The sequence below is a fragment of the Chitinophaga sp. SYP-B3965 genome (genome assembly GCF_009647655.1).
Taxonomy (GTDB): Bacteria; Bacteroidota; Bacteroidia; order Chitinophagales; family Chitinophagaceae; genus Chitinophaga.
The window spans coordinates 209789-228526 of the sequence record NZ_WJFD01000001.1 but is presented as its reverse complement, the minus strand read 5'-3'; the positions used below and the strand labels follow the sequence as shown (position 1 = coordinate 228526).

Sequence of the window (18738 nt, the reverse complement as noted above, 5' to 3'; positions counted from 1 at the left end):
GCTCTTTTCTCAAAAGCTTCCCGGTCCGCCCCGGGAAGCTTTTTTTAACTATTTTTGAAAGAAGCCAATATTTGCAGTGATATGAAGCAAAAGATCGCAAACTTTTTTAAACGGGAATGGAAGAAGCTACTGACCTTATTCATTATAGGCATCGTGCATCAATTGCTGGGGCTTTCTTTCCTCTATACAGTAGACCCTGCGATGGCCAATGACACCTATAGCAAACTCGGGGGCATCTTACTGCATTCGTCAAAAACCATCCTGGAGTTCATACTCACTTATTATCTCCTGATCTTCCAGGCCTGCCTGCCCTTATTGCAACAGAAGAAAGTAACGAGGTTCATATTGATCGTAATAAGTGTTTTCACGATAAAATACGGATACACTGCTATTTTTGAATTTACCTCCATCAATTACAAAGTATCCGGCGCCAATACAGATGCGTTCTCCACATTCATCAAACAACATAAATTCCTGTTCTTTTCGCTCAGCACTTTCTTTTTCTATCTTGTTACGCTGTTCATCTGTTTTGTGGCAGCATTCATCATTGAATACAATCAAAGGCGCCGCCGCCAGAAAGAACTGGAAAAGCAAAAGATGGACGCGGAACTCTCTGCTATCAAATACCAGATCAACCCGCATTTCCTCTTCAATTCACTCAGTTTCATTTATAGTAAAACAGTACCTTTAAGCGAGGAAGTATCCAATGCCGTATTATTACTCTCAGACATTATGCGGTATGCGCTGGGGAAAGAAGAAGATGCAGAAGGGAAAGTAGCGTTGTCGCAGGAGATCACCCACCTGAAGAATGTGATCGAAATTAACCAGATGCGCTTCAACAATAAGCTGAGCATCCAGTACAGTGAGCAGATCACTAATCCGAAGGCACGCATCACACCGCTGGTGCTCATTACCCTTGTAGAGAACGCCTTCAAACACGGAGATCTGCTGGACCCGGCCAATCCGCTGATAGTGAGAACAGAAGCAGATGAAAAAACAATTATGTTCTTCATCAACAATAAAAAGAAAAAAGGACCCAAAGAACTTTCTACAGGTATTGGTCTTAACAACGTAAAACAAAGGCTGCAGCTGATGTATGCAGATAAACATACTTTTACTGTAAAAGAGAATGTGGATTTCTATACAGTAGTATTAACGATCAATTTATAACACATGGTTAACTGTATTGTGATAGATGATGAACAGCATGCCATAGACCTGCTGACGCACCACATTAAACAAACACCTTTCCTGAACCTGCTGTATTCCACTACAGACCCTGTAGAAGGTTTGCAGCTCCTGCATCAGCACAAAGTAGACCTGATCTTCCTGGATGTGCAGATGCCTTCCATGACCGGCATAGATTTCATTAAAGCCATCAACGGCAAAAGCAAAGTGATCCTCACCACCGCTTACAGTGAATATGCCATGGAAGGGTTTGAGAACGAAGTAGTGGATTATCTCTTAAAGCCCATTTCCTTTGCCCGCTTCATCAAAGGCGCCCAACGTGCATTGAGTCTCATAGAACCCGTTGCCGCAGCCCCCAAAGAAGAAAGTGATTTCATCTTTGTAAAAACAGAGCAGAAAGGAAAGCTGATCAAGATCAACATTAAGGACATCCTCTTCATTGAAGGATTAAAGAACTACGTGAAGATCCACACCCGCCAGGGAGAAGGCATTATTGCCCTGCTGAATATGAAAGACCTGGAAGAACGTTTGCCCGCAGGTGATTTTGCCAGAACACATAAATCCTTTTTACTGGCTACCGGTTATATTAAAATGATCGAGGGCAATACTGTACACCTGGAGCATACCACAGAAATAGTTCCCGTAGGGGATTCTTATAAAGAAGGCTTCATGAGCCTGATGAAAGAAAAGATCATGACGAATAAAAAATAAGGCCGCGAAATTCGCGGCCTTATTTTTTACTATTCTACTATGGATAAAAGGCCTGCCAGGTGATCTCCCAGCTGCCGGGTCTGAATACCTTAAAGTTTACATACGCAAACAGATCATAGTGGTCATTCTTACCAAAAGCAGCACCTGGTACCCACCATTCGAACTGGCGGTCTGCCGTGTTGAACGGATACGCTACATCATACTCGATCCGGTCTGCCAGCAACCGCTGTTCAAACACAAAATCCTGCATCCGTTTTCCTTTTTGTTTACTGCCTTCCGGAAAAGTCCTGGGATCCATTAAGTTACCACTCGGGTCTTTAAACTTAACCGTGATCTTATTACCAGGGCCTTTGTATTCGAACTTATCTATGCGGATATTGATGGAATCAAAGTAAGGAGAACAACCATCCCAATCGTAATCTGAACAAACGATCCATGCACCATCATCACGGGTTTCAAAATCGGCCCCTTTCACCACTTTCACTTCCAGTGCGTTTTTGATGATACGGGAACCTGCGCCATTTGTTACTTTAACATCTATGAAATAAGTAGCAGAATCCATTTCATAACTTTCCTTGCGGAATTTCAGGCGGCCATCAGAAGGGCTGATCTCAAACACAGGGCGCTTCACGATCTTTTTCTTTTTCTCCAGTTCTTCCAATGTCTTTTCCTGTCCTGTAAATTCTTCCACCCACTCCACTGCATCTACTTCCTGTTTCATTTCCGGAGCCGGCTTACCATCCCAACGGCGGATATCTGCCAGTTCTACCGTAATAGGCAGGGTAGAACGATCCAGTATAAGATCTCCTTTATAAGCATCCCGGCCGGTTTCCAGGGTAATGATCTTATCCTTATAACGGATATTTTCACCAAAGTAACCATCCTGCATATCCACTTTACGGCAGCTGTAGATCACACCTCCTGTCAGCGCCACCAGCATCACTGCTTTTGCTATATTTTTATATAATGTAGTCATGAGTTTTATTTTAAAACTTAATAAGGGAAATTGAACGTATGGCTACCTGCTACTGCATGTACTACGCCGTTGGTAGCTTCCAGGTTACTGGTTATGATACCGGAATTTACCCAGGGATTGTACCTGTTCTGCAGCTCCGGCCATTTTGTGATGGGATCAAACCTGCGGATAGGATTAGCTGTATAACCATGCGGATCCCAGATGCGGATAAAGATCGGGCCGGCGTTGGGGATACCGTTATAGGCATCCCTCCAGGTATCCAGGTACATTTGGTAACCATTCAGGCTGGTGATCAGCATACCACCTTCAGGACTCTTTTCCAGGGGAATGCTATCTCTCCAGACTTTTTTCCCGGGAAATATGTATTTGCTCATGGCATTACGCAGTGTATCCACATTCACCGTATCCAGTCTTGCACCCCCTATCCTTTTGAGATAGTTTACCACATTGAGATCGCGTGGCGCAAAAAAAGTAACGTTATTCTCTTTTAACGCGTCTGCAAGGCCCGTTTTGTCCAGTATCCATACAATGGTATCAAATTCAAACGGCCGGGATTTCAGGAAATCGTAGACGCTCATATTGAGCTTACCTGTGCGAACGCCACCATCTGTGAAATGTTCTTTCTGACAAGCTGTAGCAAACGCAAGCAGGATAGCAAACGAAAGAATATATCTGATTTTTTTCATCTTGATTTTTTTTAAAGATTAATAACGCTGCCAGTAACGCATTTGCTCCATACTCGGATTGTCCACAAAAGCCTTGTTGGAAACAGGCCAGGTCCATGCGCCATCATTGAAATCGGCAGGTAATACATCAGGACGAAGCGGTACTTTCACATAATCCGGATCTATCAGCAACCGCGTTCTCACCAGGTCATAGAAGTAATGTCCTTCACCCAGTAATTCACGGGTACGCTCTCTGAAAATTTCCATCGGAAGTTGGTCATCTGCGCCAGTGAAAGTTTTTGTCCATACACGGGTACGGATCGTGTTCAGGTCCTGGCGGGCAGGCGCATAATTTTTCAATGCAGCATTCGCTTCCGCTCTCAGCAGTATGATATCTGCCATCCGGAAGATCACGATATTGGCATCATACAGGTTCCTGGTAGGATCTACTACCCACTGATATTTAGTGAACATGGTCAGCGCCGGATTGGTAGGGCTGTTCAATGTATCGAACTGCGCAACATAACGGAGATCTGATGTGGTATCAGGGAAGAACTGTTTGGGTGTAGCCAGCTGTGAAGTACGCGTGCCTTTTGCATTGGTGGAATCACCGATCTTTAAAAAGTTCAGTGCCCACAGCGGTTCATTACGGTTGGCAGCCTTAGGACCAAACATCGTAAGGTTGGCCAATGAACCATTCACACCTATTTCTCCGTTGGCAGCATCAAAGTCTATTTCAAAGATGCCTTCATCTGTTTTTCCTTTCCAGATCTGCTGGTACGCCATCATAAAACTGGAAGCCCCGGCTTCTCCGCGTTGTGCACCAGTCAGCAATTTGTATACACCACCATTGATCACTTTGGTAGACGCTGCAATAGCTTCCACATACTTCTGACGCCACGCATATACATGTGCCAGTGTTGCCTGTACAGTACCTTGTGTGGCACGAATAGATTTCTTACCGGCGATATTATAGTTTGCAGGTAACTTGCTTTCTACTGCAGTCAGTTCTGTTTCCACAAAATCCAGCACAGCATTATAATCCGTTCTTCCGAGTTTATCTGCGGTTTTAGATTTAGTGACCATCGGTACATTACCCCATACCCTTACCATATAGAAGTAAGTGAATGCGCGCAGGAAACGCGCTTCCGCTACATAACTTTCACGGCTGCGCTCTCCAAAGAATTCATTATCCGGTACGCGGGCCGCATTTTCAATCACCGTATTACATTGCTCTATCACCTGGTAGAAAGGCGCCCAGTTAAACAGGATATCATCCCACTGCCTCGTAGTACCCCATTCCGTGCGGAGTTTGTTAGTTTTCAAAGCACCATCTGTAAGGTCCCTGATCTGGTCTTTTGTATAAGAACGGAAGATCAGCCCTCTGCGATCTCCGTACATATAAAAGCGGTTATGATAACCGTTCGCATCATTGGCGTTCTTTGGGCTTTCAGCCAACGTTCTGCGCAAGATGGCATATCCGCCACCTACTGCAGCATCCAGCTCCTTTTCTGTAGACCAGAAGTTCTGATCCGGGATCTGATCTATCGGGTATATGTCCAGCTGCTTGTTGCAGGACACTGCTGTGAACCCCACGAGGCAAAGCATCACATAATATATTCCTCTTTTCATACAATAACTTTAAATGGATTAAAAAGTGACATTCAAACCAACTGTCATTTTGCGGGACAGCGGATAGTTCCTTCCCCTGTCATAACCAGAAGGGAATTCTATCGCTTCAGGATCGCGGCCGGAATACTTCGTGAGGAGAAATACGTTTTCCACGTTTGCATATACCAGCATACGCTCCAGGCCAAAACGTCTGATCATCGGCACAGGAAGATTGTAGCTCATCATCAGGTTCTTCAGGCGCATGAAAGAAGCATCTTCCACGAACGCACTTTTGTAATCATAGATATTCCAGAATGTTTGAATAGAACCCGTCCAGTAATCCAGTGTAGGGAACCGTGCATCCACACCACCACGATCGCCGGGTGCAAAACCAAAGATGTCATAGTAATCGGTGGGAGGAATACCACCCCAGTCCTGGGAGTCTCCGTTAAAATATTCCTGTTTGGTATAGTTCGGGAACTGGCCACCACCACCTTGTACCTTCACAGAGTTCCAGTAACGCTGCATAGCAGAGTTCACTACTTTCACCCCTAACTTGAAGTTGAACATCATATCCACCGTGAAACCTTTCCATGTAAGGGTGTTCACCCATCCGCCTTCGATCTTCGGCGTTGGATCTCCTACCCATAAACGGTCGTTCACTTCACGCGCACCATCACCGTTCAGGTCATTGATCTTGTAATCTCCGTTCAGGTCCAGGAACCTGGGAGAACCTGCACGATAAGGCAGGTAACCATAATCGAAGAATAATTTCTTGCCGGTAAAAGGATCAACCGGTACTTCCGCATCAGTCTGCCATACACCATCACTTACCATGAACACATAACCATATGGCGCACTGCCCACTTTCACCATGGTTACGTTATCCACGAAGAAAGGACGGTTGTTGTTGGGCAGCTTTGCTACTTTATTTACATTCTTGGCCAGCATGAAACGGGTGGTCCAGCCAAGGCCCAGTTTATTTTTACCCAGTACATCCACACTCAGGGTCATTTCAAAACCCTTGTTCAGTACATCAATACCATTTTTCTTAATAATGCTGTAACCAGCGCTGGTAGGTAATTGCTCATCATAAGTACCACCTTCTGTATAACGTTGATACAGATCAGCGATCAGGCTTACACGGCCTTTAAAAGTGCTCAGTTCAATACCAAGGTTAGTCTGGTCTGAGTACTCCCATCTCAGGTCTTTATTCTGCATCTGCGCAAAATTCTGCACAGCAACAGGTGAACCGCCGTAAGTGCTTACATACAGATCAGAAGGTTCGTCAAAACCACCAGCAGAACCCGTTAAGGCATTCACACTGGCAAAGTTCTCCACGTACTGATTAGCATTTTTACCCCAGCTCAAACGCACCTTCGCTTCATTCAGCCATGGCAGGTTATTCTTTACGAAAGGCTCTTCAGCAATACGCCATGCCGCAGAAACGGTTGGGAAATATCCCCACCTGTTATTGCTGGCCAGCTTGGAAGAACCATCCGCACGTAAAGATGCATCTACGAGGTATTTTTCACGGAAACCATAGTTCACTTTACCTAATACAGAAGAAGTAGCGTTAGCGCCATATCCTGTTTTGGTAACAGTGTTCCTTGGGCTGTATCCCTGGATGATCTGAATAGGGTCCAGCGGGCCTTTCTTTGCATCGATCTGTGTAACTTCTAACGTATTCTTATTAAACTCCTGCACCAGGAAAGCACCGAAGTTGTGGTCATTATTTTTTGTATTGTGGCTATAGGATAACTGGTTGGTGATCGTATAACTGTTATTGATAGCATTGTACTCACCTGCATCTGCTGAACCGTTGTTGGCTACGGCCGCATAGAAATAATCACGTTTATCATTTGCATAACTCAATGAACCTGTAGACGTGAACATGAGTTCCGGTGTGATAGCATACATCAGCTGAAGGCTGGTGTTAATACTGTTGGTATAGTTCTTATCGCGGTTCTTGGAGAACGCATCCAGCAAACTACCGCCGGCCGGATTTTTACCTGGTATGGAATAAACAGAAGAAGGAATACTCCAGATCCCCTGTGCATTGATCCCCTGCCCGTTCTTGCTGTTACCACGGGAACGGTCTGTACGGCCCAGGTAAGTCTGCATGAGGATGGTTGTTTTTTTGTTGGGTAGCAAACGACCTGTAAAGTTGGCCGTATAACGTTTAAAGCCCGTGTTCAGTACAATCCCGTCTTCACTGTAATAACCGGCACCTATGCGATAGTTACCCATTTCATTACCTGCCTGGATACTGGCATCATAATTCTGGATCTTCCCTGTTCTGAAATAAAGGCTCTGCCAGTCAGTAGAATTATTGAAATAAGGATTCAAACTGTCCGTCATCTGAATAGGCATGCCGCTCATTCTTTGATCATAAGGAGCAAAGCGGTTCCATATATCCGTTTTTGCATCGCTCTCTGCCTTACCACCCAGGATAGGGAAAAGAGAAGGTGTAAAAGTGATACCCGTATAAGCTCTCAGATCTACCTTCGGTTTACCGGACTTGGCCGTTTTTGTTTTGATGATGATAACACCGTTTGCACCACGGGAACCATATACAGCAGCGGCAGCGGCATCTTTCAATACGTCTATAGATTCAATATCACTGGGGTTTAACCAGGAGATTGGACTGTTACCCGAGCCCAGCGCATTCACAGAGAACCCTTTTGCAGAAGCCCTGTCCGGAGGAATAATGATCCCATCCACCACAAACAGCGGATCACTGTAAATACGGTTATCAGAGAAACTGCTGGCCACGCTGGCATTTCCCCTGATAAATACCGGTGCACCAATACCAGGCGCTCCGGAATTGTTCACCACGGCCAAACCAGCTACACGGCCCTGCAACAGGTTCACCACACTGGCTGCCGGGATATTCTGGATCTCATCCGCATCCAGCCGCGTTACCGAAGTGGTGAGCGTTTTCCGCTTTTTAGATTCATACCCCGTGATCACCACATCCTTCAATTGCTGTGCATCAGACTGCATAACAAAAGTGTAGTCATTGCGGGAATCTGTTTTCAGGGTGATCTTGGTGTAACCCATGTAAGTCAGTTCAAGGCTGGGATTTGTTCCTTTTAAGGTAAGAGAGAATTTGCCGTCCGTACCGGAGGCGGTGCCATTGTTCGTTCCCGCTTCACGAATAGATACGCCGGGGAGTGACACCCCGTCTTTATCCTTCACTGTTCCGGTAACCTGGCGACCTTGGGCTGCAGCATTGAACATAGCAATGCATAGCATGACCCACAACAAGAGTAGCTTCTTGGTCATAGATTTGAATTGATAAAATGATTGTTGGTTACTAGTATTTGATGCTTATCCTATAATGCTTATCGTGCTTTCTTACAAACTATTCAAGGGAAAGGTAGAATCTTTAAATTTTTGTTAAAAATGTAAGGAGATAATAGTGATACTTCTATTACAATTGAATGAATCGGGCTGAATTAAATGTTATACACCAGTATCTATTTGACAGCCATTCAATTATATAATATTAACATTATCAAATGTTAATGCAACGCGCATAACAAACATGATTGTATCAGCAAACGTTAATATTACACCATACCTATTACTCCCTACTGACAATGGCATGACACGGACTTTTCGTAGAGAAGACACACAAGAGGGCTTTAGGAGGGTCAGGGATATTTGCAACACCCGGCAGGAATACTCACGGTATTGGCTACACTGCAACCGCATAACTACGTAAAACGCTTCTCAAGCGCCATATTCAATTGGCAAACATTTTGCGAATGACTACTTTTGTCGGATAAATCGGAGTTCACTGAGAAAAGCACGTAAAATATTGACCATTACCCTGCTGACCCTGCTGGGTATCTTGTTATTGGTCAGCATCCTTATCAACATTCCTGCAGTACAGAACGTGCTTGTACAGCAGGTTGCGCAGCGGATTTCCAAACAGTTGAACACAAGGGTGGAGATCGATCACGTCAACTTCCGGCTGTTTAACAGCATGCGCCTGGAAGGTATTTTCATTGAAGATCATCATAAAGATACCCTGCTGTATGCCGGGGCCCTGCAGGTAAGGATCACAGACTGGTTCTTCATCCAGGAAAAACCCATCCTCAAATTCGTGGGCCTGGAAAATGCAAAGATCAACCTGATCCGCCCCCGGAATGATTCCCTCTGGAACTACCAGTTCATCATAGACGAATTCGGCGGCAGCCCCTCTCCCCAGCCTAAAACCACCAAAAAATCCGGTATCTCCCTGGACCTCAAGAAAGTAGACCTCCGCAAGGTGAGCTTTAATATCATAGACAAATGGGTGGGAGAAGACATGCGGGTAGCAGCCGATCGCATCTACCTGGATGCCGAACGGCTGGACCTCCGCGCACACGACGTACTCATCAATCAATTACTGCTGGATAAACCCATTTTCATTGTGAGCAGCTACCCTGCTTCCCCTCTAAGGAAGAAAAGGACGAGCCTGGTACAAACACCCCGCGTACCCATAGACACACTGAAACCGGTGCCCCTCCGCTGGAATGCAGATAACTGGAAACTGATCGTAAGATCACTGAACATAAATGACGGCCTGTTGGGCGTGGACAACCTCTCGGACTCCATTCCCTCCTCCCCCGGAGAATTTGACCCTTCTCATATCCGCTTCGGAGAGATCAATCTCTCCCTTTCCAACAGCACCCTGGTAAAGGACAGCATTTATGCGGACCTGAAACTCTCCACCAAAGAGCGCAGCGGGTTTGAGGTGAAACAGCTCAAGAGCCGTTTTAAAATGTCGCCGGTAGAAATGGAATTCACCAAACTGGACCTCGTGACCAATAACAGTCACCTGCAGGATTATTACACCATGCAGTACGAGGACCTCAGCGACATGAGTGATTATGTGAACGCGGTGACCATGCGGGCAAGATTTCACGACACACACCTCTCTTCAGACGATATTGCTTTTTTTGCACCACCCCTCGCCGACTGGAATACGGAACTACTTATCAGCGGCCGTGTAGACGGCCCCGTTAGCCGGCTTTCTGCAGACAGCCTGAATGTAAAAGGCGGCAACAACACCCGCTTCAAAGGCAATGTGAATATGCGGGGCCTGCCCTACATTTATGAAACATACATTGATTTCACGGCGCAGGAACTGATCACCAGCGGGCAGGACCTCCGGCAGTTCCTTCCTGTTCTTAAAACGGTAGGAGCCGTTCGTACAGACCTGATCACCACTCTCGCCTTCCAGGGTTCTTTCCTGGGGCTCGTGAATGACTTCGTAGCCTATGGTAAGTTCCAGACCAATATGGGCAACCTCAGTTCGGATCTGAACTTCAAGACCAGCAAGGATGTTCCTATCTATTCAGGAAGCCTTACCGCGGATAACTTCAATGTGGGCATGCTGCTGGATAATGAGATCGTATCCAACGTAACCATGACAGCCAAAGTGAAAGGAGAAGGTTTCAACTTTAAGACCCTCAAGGCTGCGGTGGATGCAGACATTCAGAAGATAGGGCTCAGAGGTTATGAATACCAGAATCTGAAAACCGCTGGCGAAATGAATAAGAAATTCTTCAATGGCTCCCTCACCGTGAATGATCCCAACCTGGACATGGACTTTGCAGGGACCATCGATTTTAACAGCCGCCTCCCTATCTTTAAGTTCTATTCTGAAATACGCAACAGCGATCTCAAAGCCCTGCACCTCACGAATGATTCCATCACCCTGCAGGCCAAAGCAGATCTAAACTTTGCAGGTAGCAACATCGATAACTTTGATGGGATCGCGCGCCTCTACGACGTGTCCCTCTTCAAAAATAAAAGCAGGGTAGAATTTGACTCCCTCTCTGTGATCACCAACATAGAGAACAACCTGAAAACATTACGGATCAAAGGGAATGAAGTGAACGGTTATGTACAGGGTACCTACAGCTTCATGGAATTACCCAACGCCTTTAAATTATTCCTGAATAAATATTACCCCAGCTTCTTTACATCTCCCCCCATGGCCAATGCGGGGCAGGACTTTACCTTCTCCTTCGAATTTGGAGAAGTAGATAAATTACTGCGGGCATTTACCAATGATATCAAAGGGCTGGATGGCACACAGGTATCCGGCGCCCTGAACACCCTCTCCGGCCAGGTAACTTTAAATGCAGCCATCCCTTATGCTGCTTATACAGATATAGGAGTGCGCAACCTGATACTTAAAGCCAATGGAGATTTTAACAAGATCAACGTAAGCACCAGCATCGGACAGGTTTTATATAATGACAGTACGATATTCACCAATCCCCTGATCCTGGCTAGTTCCGGCAGGGATACCTCTTATGTGAAAATAGACCTCAAAGCAGAGGATACTACTTCGCTGGATGGCTTCTATGCCAGGGTGGTAACAGTAGGTGATGGTGTGAAAGTGAATTTCCTGAACAGCAGCTTCACCGTGAACGGCAAACAATGGAGTATGACGCCGGGTAACGAAGTATATTGGAGCACCCACTTCCTCACAGTGCAGAACCTGCGCATTTCCCGGAACGCACAAAGCATCACCATTCAAACGAATGAACACAACCCGGATGACTCCCGTTTTATCATCAACCTCAAAGACCTCAACCTGGCAGATGTGATCCCTGTGGGCATTACAGATACCCGCATAGAAGGTTTAGCCAACGGCACCATCAATGTAGATGATCCGTTTGCAAAGCTGGGTATAAACGCAGATCTGAAAGCCAGCCAGCTGCGCATAGATAACGATTCCCTGGGCCTGGTAGATCTCAAAGGCAGTTACGATAATCCCACGGGCCTCGTCACTTTTGATGTAAGTTCCAATAACGAACTGGCCAGTTTCCAGGCCAAAGGCAGCGTAGGTGTATCTGACTCCAACAAGGTGCTGGATGCTACCGCAGATCTCAACAAAGCATCCATCAGCCTGCTGGAAAAATACCTGGGCGCCTATGTAAGTAATCTCTCCGGAACAGCTACCGGAAAAGTGACTGTAACAGGCACAACAGATAAACCTTCTTTCCGCGGTTCCGTAAAGGTGGAGAACATTGGCCTGAAAGTGAACTACCTGGGCACTTACTACAAGATCCCTTTACTGCATGTGCATAACATGGATGATAACCTGATTGAAATGCATCCCTTCACGATGTATGATAAATACAACAACCCTGCGAAAGTGAATGGCTTTATCAGTCATCAGAACTTCTATGATATGAATTTTGAGTTCGATGTACAGTCGGACAAATTCCTGTTCCTCAACACAGGCGCAGCAGATAACAATTTATATTATGGCGATGTGCTGGCAAATGGCCGCGTATATTTCACCGGGCCTTTAAACAACCTGGAACTGCGCGTACTGGCCCGTCCGCTGCGCGGCACCCACTTCTACCTGCCTATTTCAGACAGCAAGGATATTGGTAAAAGGGATTACATCCGCTTCAAACAATATGGTACCATCACAGAAGAACCTAAAAAGAAAAGTGATATAAAACTGAATGTGAAGATGGACATTGCAGCGAACCCGGACGCAGAGATAGATGTGATCCTGGACGCTACCACCAATGATGTGATCTCTGCAAACGGTACCGGTAATCTCACCATCAACGTGAACCTGGATGGAGACTTCACCATGTACGGCAATTACATCATCAACAAAGGGATCTATAACTTCTCTTTTGAAAGGTTCGCCAACTGGAAATTTGATATTGACAAGAACAGTACCATCACCTGGAATGGTGATCCCGCAGAAGCAAAGCTGAATATCACCGCTAAATATTCACTGCCAAAGGTGAGCCTTTATAATTTATCTACCGATGCGCAATACGGCGGGAACAGCAGCAGCAGGCAAGAGGATAAACTGAACCGGCCGGAACGGGTGGATATCCTCCTTTTCCTCCGCGGCTCCCTCCTGCAACCCAATGTAAATTATGAGATCACTTTACCCGATGTAGGTTCCCTGGCATATGAAAGTGCCATTGCCTCCCGGCTAAAGGAAATAAACCTGGACCAGAATCAGGCTTTATACCAGATCTACTTCCTGCTGGCTGCGGGCCAGTTCCAGCCACCGGACGGCGGCGGCGCAAACATTGCTATCACTGGTAAAAACAGTGTGGGTCAGGCACTGAGTGCCCAGGCCACCGCTATCCTGAATAACTTCTCCAGTACTTTTCTGAAGAATGCAGGTATTGGTTTTAACGTGAATTATACGGCGTACAATTTCAACACCAACGTAAGCAACACCTTTGACCGGAACCTCGTAAGCGCAGGGATCACTAAAAACTTCTATAATAACCGCATTCAGCTATATGTAGGTGGCGACTATGACTGGGGCCGTGTGTCCACAACATCCTCTTCCCAGAACATTGCAGGGGACTTTAGAATGGAATACCTGCTTACCCCGGACGGCAGGGTGCGGATCAATGCCTTCAGTAAAACGGATTATGACGCGTACTACCTGTACAACCGTACCCGCAGTGGTTTAGGACTCTCCTATGTGCGGGAATATAATGTGCTGAAGGAACTATTCCAGGGCAGAACACAAAGATTACTGGGAGACAGCCTGCGGCGGGCAGCTGCTATACGCAGGGAGGAACAGGACAGCCTAAACAATAAAAAATAAGGAAGCCCTTTTTACAAAGACTTCCTTTTATAATTTAAAGGTTATTCCCTTAGTAATCCCGTACCAATCCCGGGGCAATCCCGTATCAATCCCGTATCCATCCCGTACTAACCCCCACCCGCTGCCATTTTGATCTTTCATTTCAGCTATTATGGCAGGAAAGTCTGGCACAAATCCCCCTCTTACCCCTTCATAATCTCATGCCCCATCTTATCTCTCTTCGTTCTCAGGTACACTTCGTTATGCGGATTAGGTGACACTTCTATCCCCACATTCTCTACTATTTCCAGCCCGTATCCTCTTAACCCAGCCCGTTTCTTTGGATTGTTAGTGATCAGCCGGATCTTAGAGACTTTCATATGACGCAGGATCTGTGCTCCCACCCCGTAATCCCTTTCATCCATACCAAAACCCAGTTCCAGGTTAGCTTCTACCGTATCCCGGCCTTCTTCCTGTAATTTATAAGCTTTCAGCTTATTCATCAGGCCAATGCCGCGGCCTTCCTGGTTCATATACAGGATAAGTCCTTTCCCTTCTTTTTCCACCATTTGCATGGCAGCCTGTAATTGCTCACCGCAGTCGCAGCGCAGAGAATGCAGGATATCCCCGGTAAAGCAACTGGAGTGCACCCGTGTGAGAACAGGATCACCTAATTCCCAATCACCCTTTTTCAGGGCCATGTGCATTTCCCCTGAATTAAGCTGTTTGAAAGCCACCAGTTCAAAGTTGCCAAATTTAGTAGGCATCTGCACCCTTACTTCTTCTTCTATCAGCGTTTCTGTGCGGAGACGGTATTCGATCAGGTCTTTTATAGAAATAAGCTTCAGATCAAACTTCTTTGCAATCACCCGGAGTTCCGGCAGGCGGGCCATGGAGCCATCTTCATTCATGATCTCTACCAGTACACCAGCCGGCTCAAAGCCTGCCAGGCGGGCCAGATCTATCGTGGCTTCCGTGTGACCGGTACGGCGGAGTACACCGCCTTGTTTGGCCCGTAAAGGGAAGATATGACCCGGTTTACCCAGTTCCTCCGGACGGGTGTCCGGGTTAATGAGCGCCTGAACCGTTTTGGAACGGTCTGTGGCGGAAATACCGGTAGTGCAGCCATGCCCCAGTAAGTCTACGGACACCGTAAATGGCGTTTGGTGCAGGGCGGTATTGTCCCTCACCATCAGTTCCAGCCCCAGTTCCTCGCAGCGTTCTTCCACCAGGGGCGCGCAGATAAGCCCACGGCCGAAGGTGCTCATGAAATTGATGATCTCTGGTGTTACGTTCCGGGCGGCTGTGATAAAATCCCCTTCGTTCTCGCGGTCTTCATCATCCACCACAATCACCAGTTTTCCTTTCTTTATATCCTCAATGGCGGATTCAATTGTATCCAACATAATCTATGGTCTCGTTAAATAAAAAGATGTGCAAAGTTACGCTTTAAAATTCGTAGTTAAAGAGAAGGGCTGTTTAGCTATCCTAAAGGTAAGTTGTGTATAACTCCTCATATAATGCTTTTTTCAATTTGAAATATTGAAAATTATCATGTCAGTACTGAACATTTCAAACCAAAAAGCAGTTATATCCATAAGGAACGCAATACAATCCTACATTTGCGTGAAATCCTGAAACTGTAACAATTTGTTAATTTCCAGTTAAAATTTTAAACACGGATTTCTTGATATTTGCAGGAATCATCAAACCGTTTGTTATGGGATTTAGAAAATTACTCACATTATGCTTATTAGTATTGGGTGTTAACATCTCCTTCGCCCAGGTAACCACCAGCAGCCTCAATGGATCAATTAAAGATAAAGACGGACAAGGTTTACCCGGAGCCACAGTAAAAGCTACCCACCTCCCCACAGGAAGTATTTACGGAACCACAACGCAGCCGGATGGCCGTTATACAATCCCTAACATGCGTGCCGGCGGACCATACAAGATAGAAGTTACCTTTATTGGTTACGCCCCGCAGACCTTTAACGATGTTAACCTCCAACTGGGGGTTTCCAGAAAACTGGATGCTGTACTGGAAGCAGGTTCACAACAATTAAAAGAGGTGAACATATCCGGCCAGCGTGGCGGTATCATCAACCCCAACAACAGCGGTACTGCGGTGAGCGTTTCCCGTCAGCAAATTGAAAACCTGCCTTCTGTGAACAGAAGCATGCAGGATTTTGCCCGCTTAAGCACACAAGCCAATAGCTATTCAAATGGTGGTGATGGTTCTCCCCTGGGTATTTCCTTTGGTGGCCAGAACAACCGTTACAACCAGTTTGCCATAGATGGCGCCATGGCCAATGACGTATTTGGTCTGGCAGCTTCCGGTACTAACGGCGGTCAGGCAGGTGGTAATCCCATCTCTATCGAAGCCATCGATCAATTCCAGATAGTACTGAATCCTTACGATGTAAAACAAAGTGGTTTTGCAGGCGGTGGTATCAACGCCATCACCAAAAGCGGTGCGAATGAATTCCATGGTGCTGCTTATTATTATATGCAGAATGAAAGCTTTGTTGGAAAATCCCCCAATGCTGCAAAAGCCAAATATGGTAAGTTCAACAATGATATATATGGTATCGGTATCGGTGGTCCTATCATCAAGAACAAATTGTTCTTCTATCTGAATGCTGAAAGGACCAAACGTAAAAGCCCTGTAGACTTCAACCCGGAAGATCCAAGCACGGGCGCTACCACTTTTACTGTAGCAGATTTGAAATCAGTGTCTGACTATGTGAGCACAAATTTTGGTGTTGACCTGGGTGGTTATACCAATCAGCAGAAAGAAAAAGAATCCACTACTTTTCTTGGCCGTATCGACTGGAATATCAACAGCGTACACAAATTAACCTTGCGCCACAGCTATGTGGACGCCTCGGATATTGGTGGTACCAGCCGCAGCAGGGACGTAGCTTATTTCTATAACAACTACTACAAATTCCCTTCCAAAACCCATTCCACTACACTGGAACTGAACTCATTGTTCTCTAACAAAATAAGTAATGAATTGCGGATAGGGCTTAACATTGTAAGAGACAATCGTCAATACCAGGGAGATCCGTTTCCTGCGGTAAGGATCAACGTTTCCAATGGTAGTTACAACCTTGGTGCGGAATTCTCTTCCCAGGTAAATGCGCTGAAACAGAATATCATCACGCTTACAGATAATGTAACCTTATATCGCGGTAAACATACCATCACTATTGGTACCAGTAACGATTTCTATAACATGAAGAACGACTTCATGCAGAATGCTTTCGGGAATTACACTTTTGGCTCCCTGGCTGATTTCCTGGGTAATGCAAAACCTACCGGCTATCAAATTACCTATACTACCAACGATTCCCTGGCTAAAGACGGTGTGAAGTTCTCTGCCATGCAGCTGAGCCTTTACGGTCAGGATGAGTGGAACGTAACAGACAACTTCCGCCTCACTTACGGCCTCCGTGTAGATATGCCGGTGTTCCCTACTAAACCACAGGAAAATCCTGCTTTCGCTACAGACTTCCCGGGATACTCTACAGCAACATTACCTAAAACCCGGTTACTCTGGTCTCCCCGTATTGGTTTCAATTGGGATGTAAGGAATAATGCACAAACACAGATCCGTGGTGGTGTGGGTATCTTTACCAGCCGCTTGCCTTTTGTATGGATCTCCAATCAATATAATAACACAGGGAACCTTTACACCAGTGTGAACCTTTCTGCTGCAGCACAGGTTCCGGCAGCTCTCCGGTTACGGTACGACAAAAACGATCCGTTCCTGGGCCAGTATAGTGCCAAGAACATAGCAGCGCTGGGCGGCACCATCACTGCACGACCAACCAATATTAACCTTACAGATAAGGACTTTAAGTTTCCGCAGGTATTCAAAACCAACCTCGCACTGGATCAGCAACTTCCATGGGGCGTGGTCGGTACACTTGAAGCAAACTATTCCAGAACGCTTAATAACGTGATCTGGACCAACCTGAACACCGTACCTTCGGGCAGCACTATGACCCTTGGCGGTAAAGAAACACGCCCCACCTGGGTTCCGAAGACCATTGCCAGTGGCAATTCTTACGACCAGGTTCTATTACTCGGAAACACCAACAAGGGTTATACTTATAACCTTTCTGCAGAATTCACCAAGTCCACAAGGAATGGATTATTTGCCAAAATAGGATACTCCTTTGGCGAATCTTACTCCCTGAATGACGGTACTTCTTCCACAGCAGGTTCTAACTGGCGCTTCCCTCCCAATACAGATGGATTGAACGATCTGGATATTGGTTATTCCAAATACCGCATGGGCCATCGTGTACTGGGTGTGATCTCCCAAACTTTCAAATACGGAAAGGATAAGAAATTTGCCACTACCGTGAGCCTGTTCTATAATGGCCAATCTGGTACTCCTTACAGCTGGGTATACTTCAACACAGTAGATCCTACCGGTGATGATAAAGGTAGCAGCGGTAACAACGACCAGCTTTATATTCCAACAGCAGCGGAAGTTACCACCATGCGTTTTGATCCTATCACCAAAGGTACAGGCCCTTCAGCCGTTATTATTACGGAAGCACAGCAACGTATAGACTTTGAAGAACTGATCACAAACGATAAATACCTTTCTGCTCACCGCGGCAGCCGCGCTGAAAAATATGCAGTAAGAACACCGTTTGAGCATGTGTTCGACTTCAAACTGGCGCAAACTATCCCCATCATCAAAAATCACAAAGTGGAACTCACTTTTGATATCATGAATGTCGGCAACCTGATCAGCAATAAAGCAGGCCGTACTTACTTTATTTCCAATAACGTAGCTACGCCAATTACCTTCCGCAGCAACAACGCAGGTGGACCTTTCTTCCAATATGATGAAACAAGGTTGAATGATACGGATGGTAAATTCACCCCGTATTTCACCAACAACTTTACTTCCCGTTGGAGAGGCCAGCTGGGTATCCGGTATAGTTTCTAACCTATATGACATAATAAAAAAAGGG

General features: G+C 45.9%; 9 protein-coding genes. 4 read left to right on the top strand and 5 right to left on the bottom strand.

The genetic code is table 11. From position 1 onward, the window contains the following. Nucleotides 1–81 precede the first annotated feature (81 nt). Both GFS24_RS00865 and GFS24_RS00860 read left to right on the top strand, forming a co-directional pair. A complete protein-coding gene (locus tag GFS24_RS00865) occupies nt 82–1170 on the top strand; it encodes a sensor histidine kinase (RefSeq protein ID WP_153657683.1) in 1089 nt (362 codons plus the stop codon). Nucleotides 1171–1173: 3 nt separating this feature from the next. Beyond that, nucleotides 1174–1899, top strand: a complete 726-nt coding sequence (locus GFS24_RS00860; RefSeq protein WP_153657682.1) for a LytTR family DNA-binding domain-containing protein — start codon at nt 1174–1176, stop codon at nt 1897–1899. Between the two features lie 37 nt (nt 1900–1936). Here GFS24_RS00860 and GFS24_RS00855 read toward each other — a convergent pair whose 3' ends face one another. The 4 genes from GFS24_RS00855 to GFS24_RS00840 are packed head-to-tail and all read right to left on the bottom strand — an operon-like array spanning nt 1937 to nt 8439. Beyond that, nucleotides 1937–2875, bottom strand: a complete 939-nt coding sequence (locus GFS24_RS00855) for a DUF5007 domain-containing protein (RefSeq protein ID WP_153657681.1) — start codon at nt 2873–2875, stop codon at nt 1937–1939. A gap of 17 nt (nt 2876–2892) precedes the next feature. Then, nucleotides 2893–3561: a hypothetical protein gene (locus GFS24_RS00850; protein WP_153657680.1), complete on the bottom strand. Its 669-nt coding sequence runs from the start codon at nt 3559–3561 to the stop codon at nt 2893–2895. An 18-nt stretch (nt 3562–3579) separates the two neighbouring features. Further along, on the bottom strand, nt 3580–5172 hold the full coding sequence (locus GFS24_RS00845; RefSeq protein WP_153657679.1) for a RagB/SusD family nutrient uptake outer membrane protein: 1593 nt from the start codon (nt 5170–5172) through the stop codon (nt 3580–3582). An 18-nt stretch (nt 5173–5190) separates the two neighbouring features. Next, nucleotides 5191–8439, bottom strand: coding sequence for a SusC/RagA family TonB-linked outer membrane protein (locus GFS24_RS00840; protein ID WP_153657678.1), 3249 nt, complete (start codon nt 8437–8439; stop codon nt 5191–5193). A gap of 538 nt (nt 8440–8977) precedes the next feature. Here GFS24_RS00840 and GFS24_RS00835 point away from each other — a divergent pair. Further along, nucleotides 8978–13759 carry a translocation/assembly module TamB domain-containing protein gene (locus GFS24_RS00835; RefSeq protein ID WP_153657677.1) on the top strand — a complete coding sequence of 1594 codons (4782 nt, stop codon included), beginning with the start codon at nt 8978–8980 and terminating at the stop codon, nt 13757–13759. A 182-nt stretch (nt 13760–13941) separates the two neighbouring features. Here the strand turns inward: GFS24_RS00835 and GFS24_RS00830 are convergent, their stop codons facing one another. Beyond that, the gene (locus tag GFS24_RS00830) at nt 13942–15144 is read right to left on the bottom strand and encodes a bifunctional 3,4-dihydroxy-2-butanone-4-phosphate synthase/GTP cyclohydrolase II (RefSeq protein WP_153657676.1); all 1203 of its coding nucleotides are present in this window, start codon (nt 15142–15144) and stop codon (nt 13942–13944) included. A 314-nt stretch (nt 15145–15458) separates the two neighbouring features. Here GFS24_RS00830 and GFS24_RS00825 point away from each other — a divergent pair, with 314 nt between their 5' ends. Beyond that, entirely contained in the window at nt 15459–18713 is a 3255-nt protein-coding gene (locus tag GFS24_RS00825) for a carboxypeptidase regulatory-like domain-containing protein (protein WP_153657675.1), read from the top strand. The last annotated feature ends 25 nt before the right edge of the window (nt 18714–18738 follow it).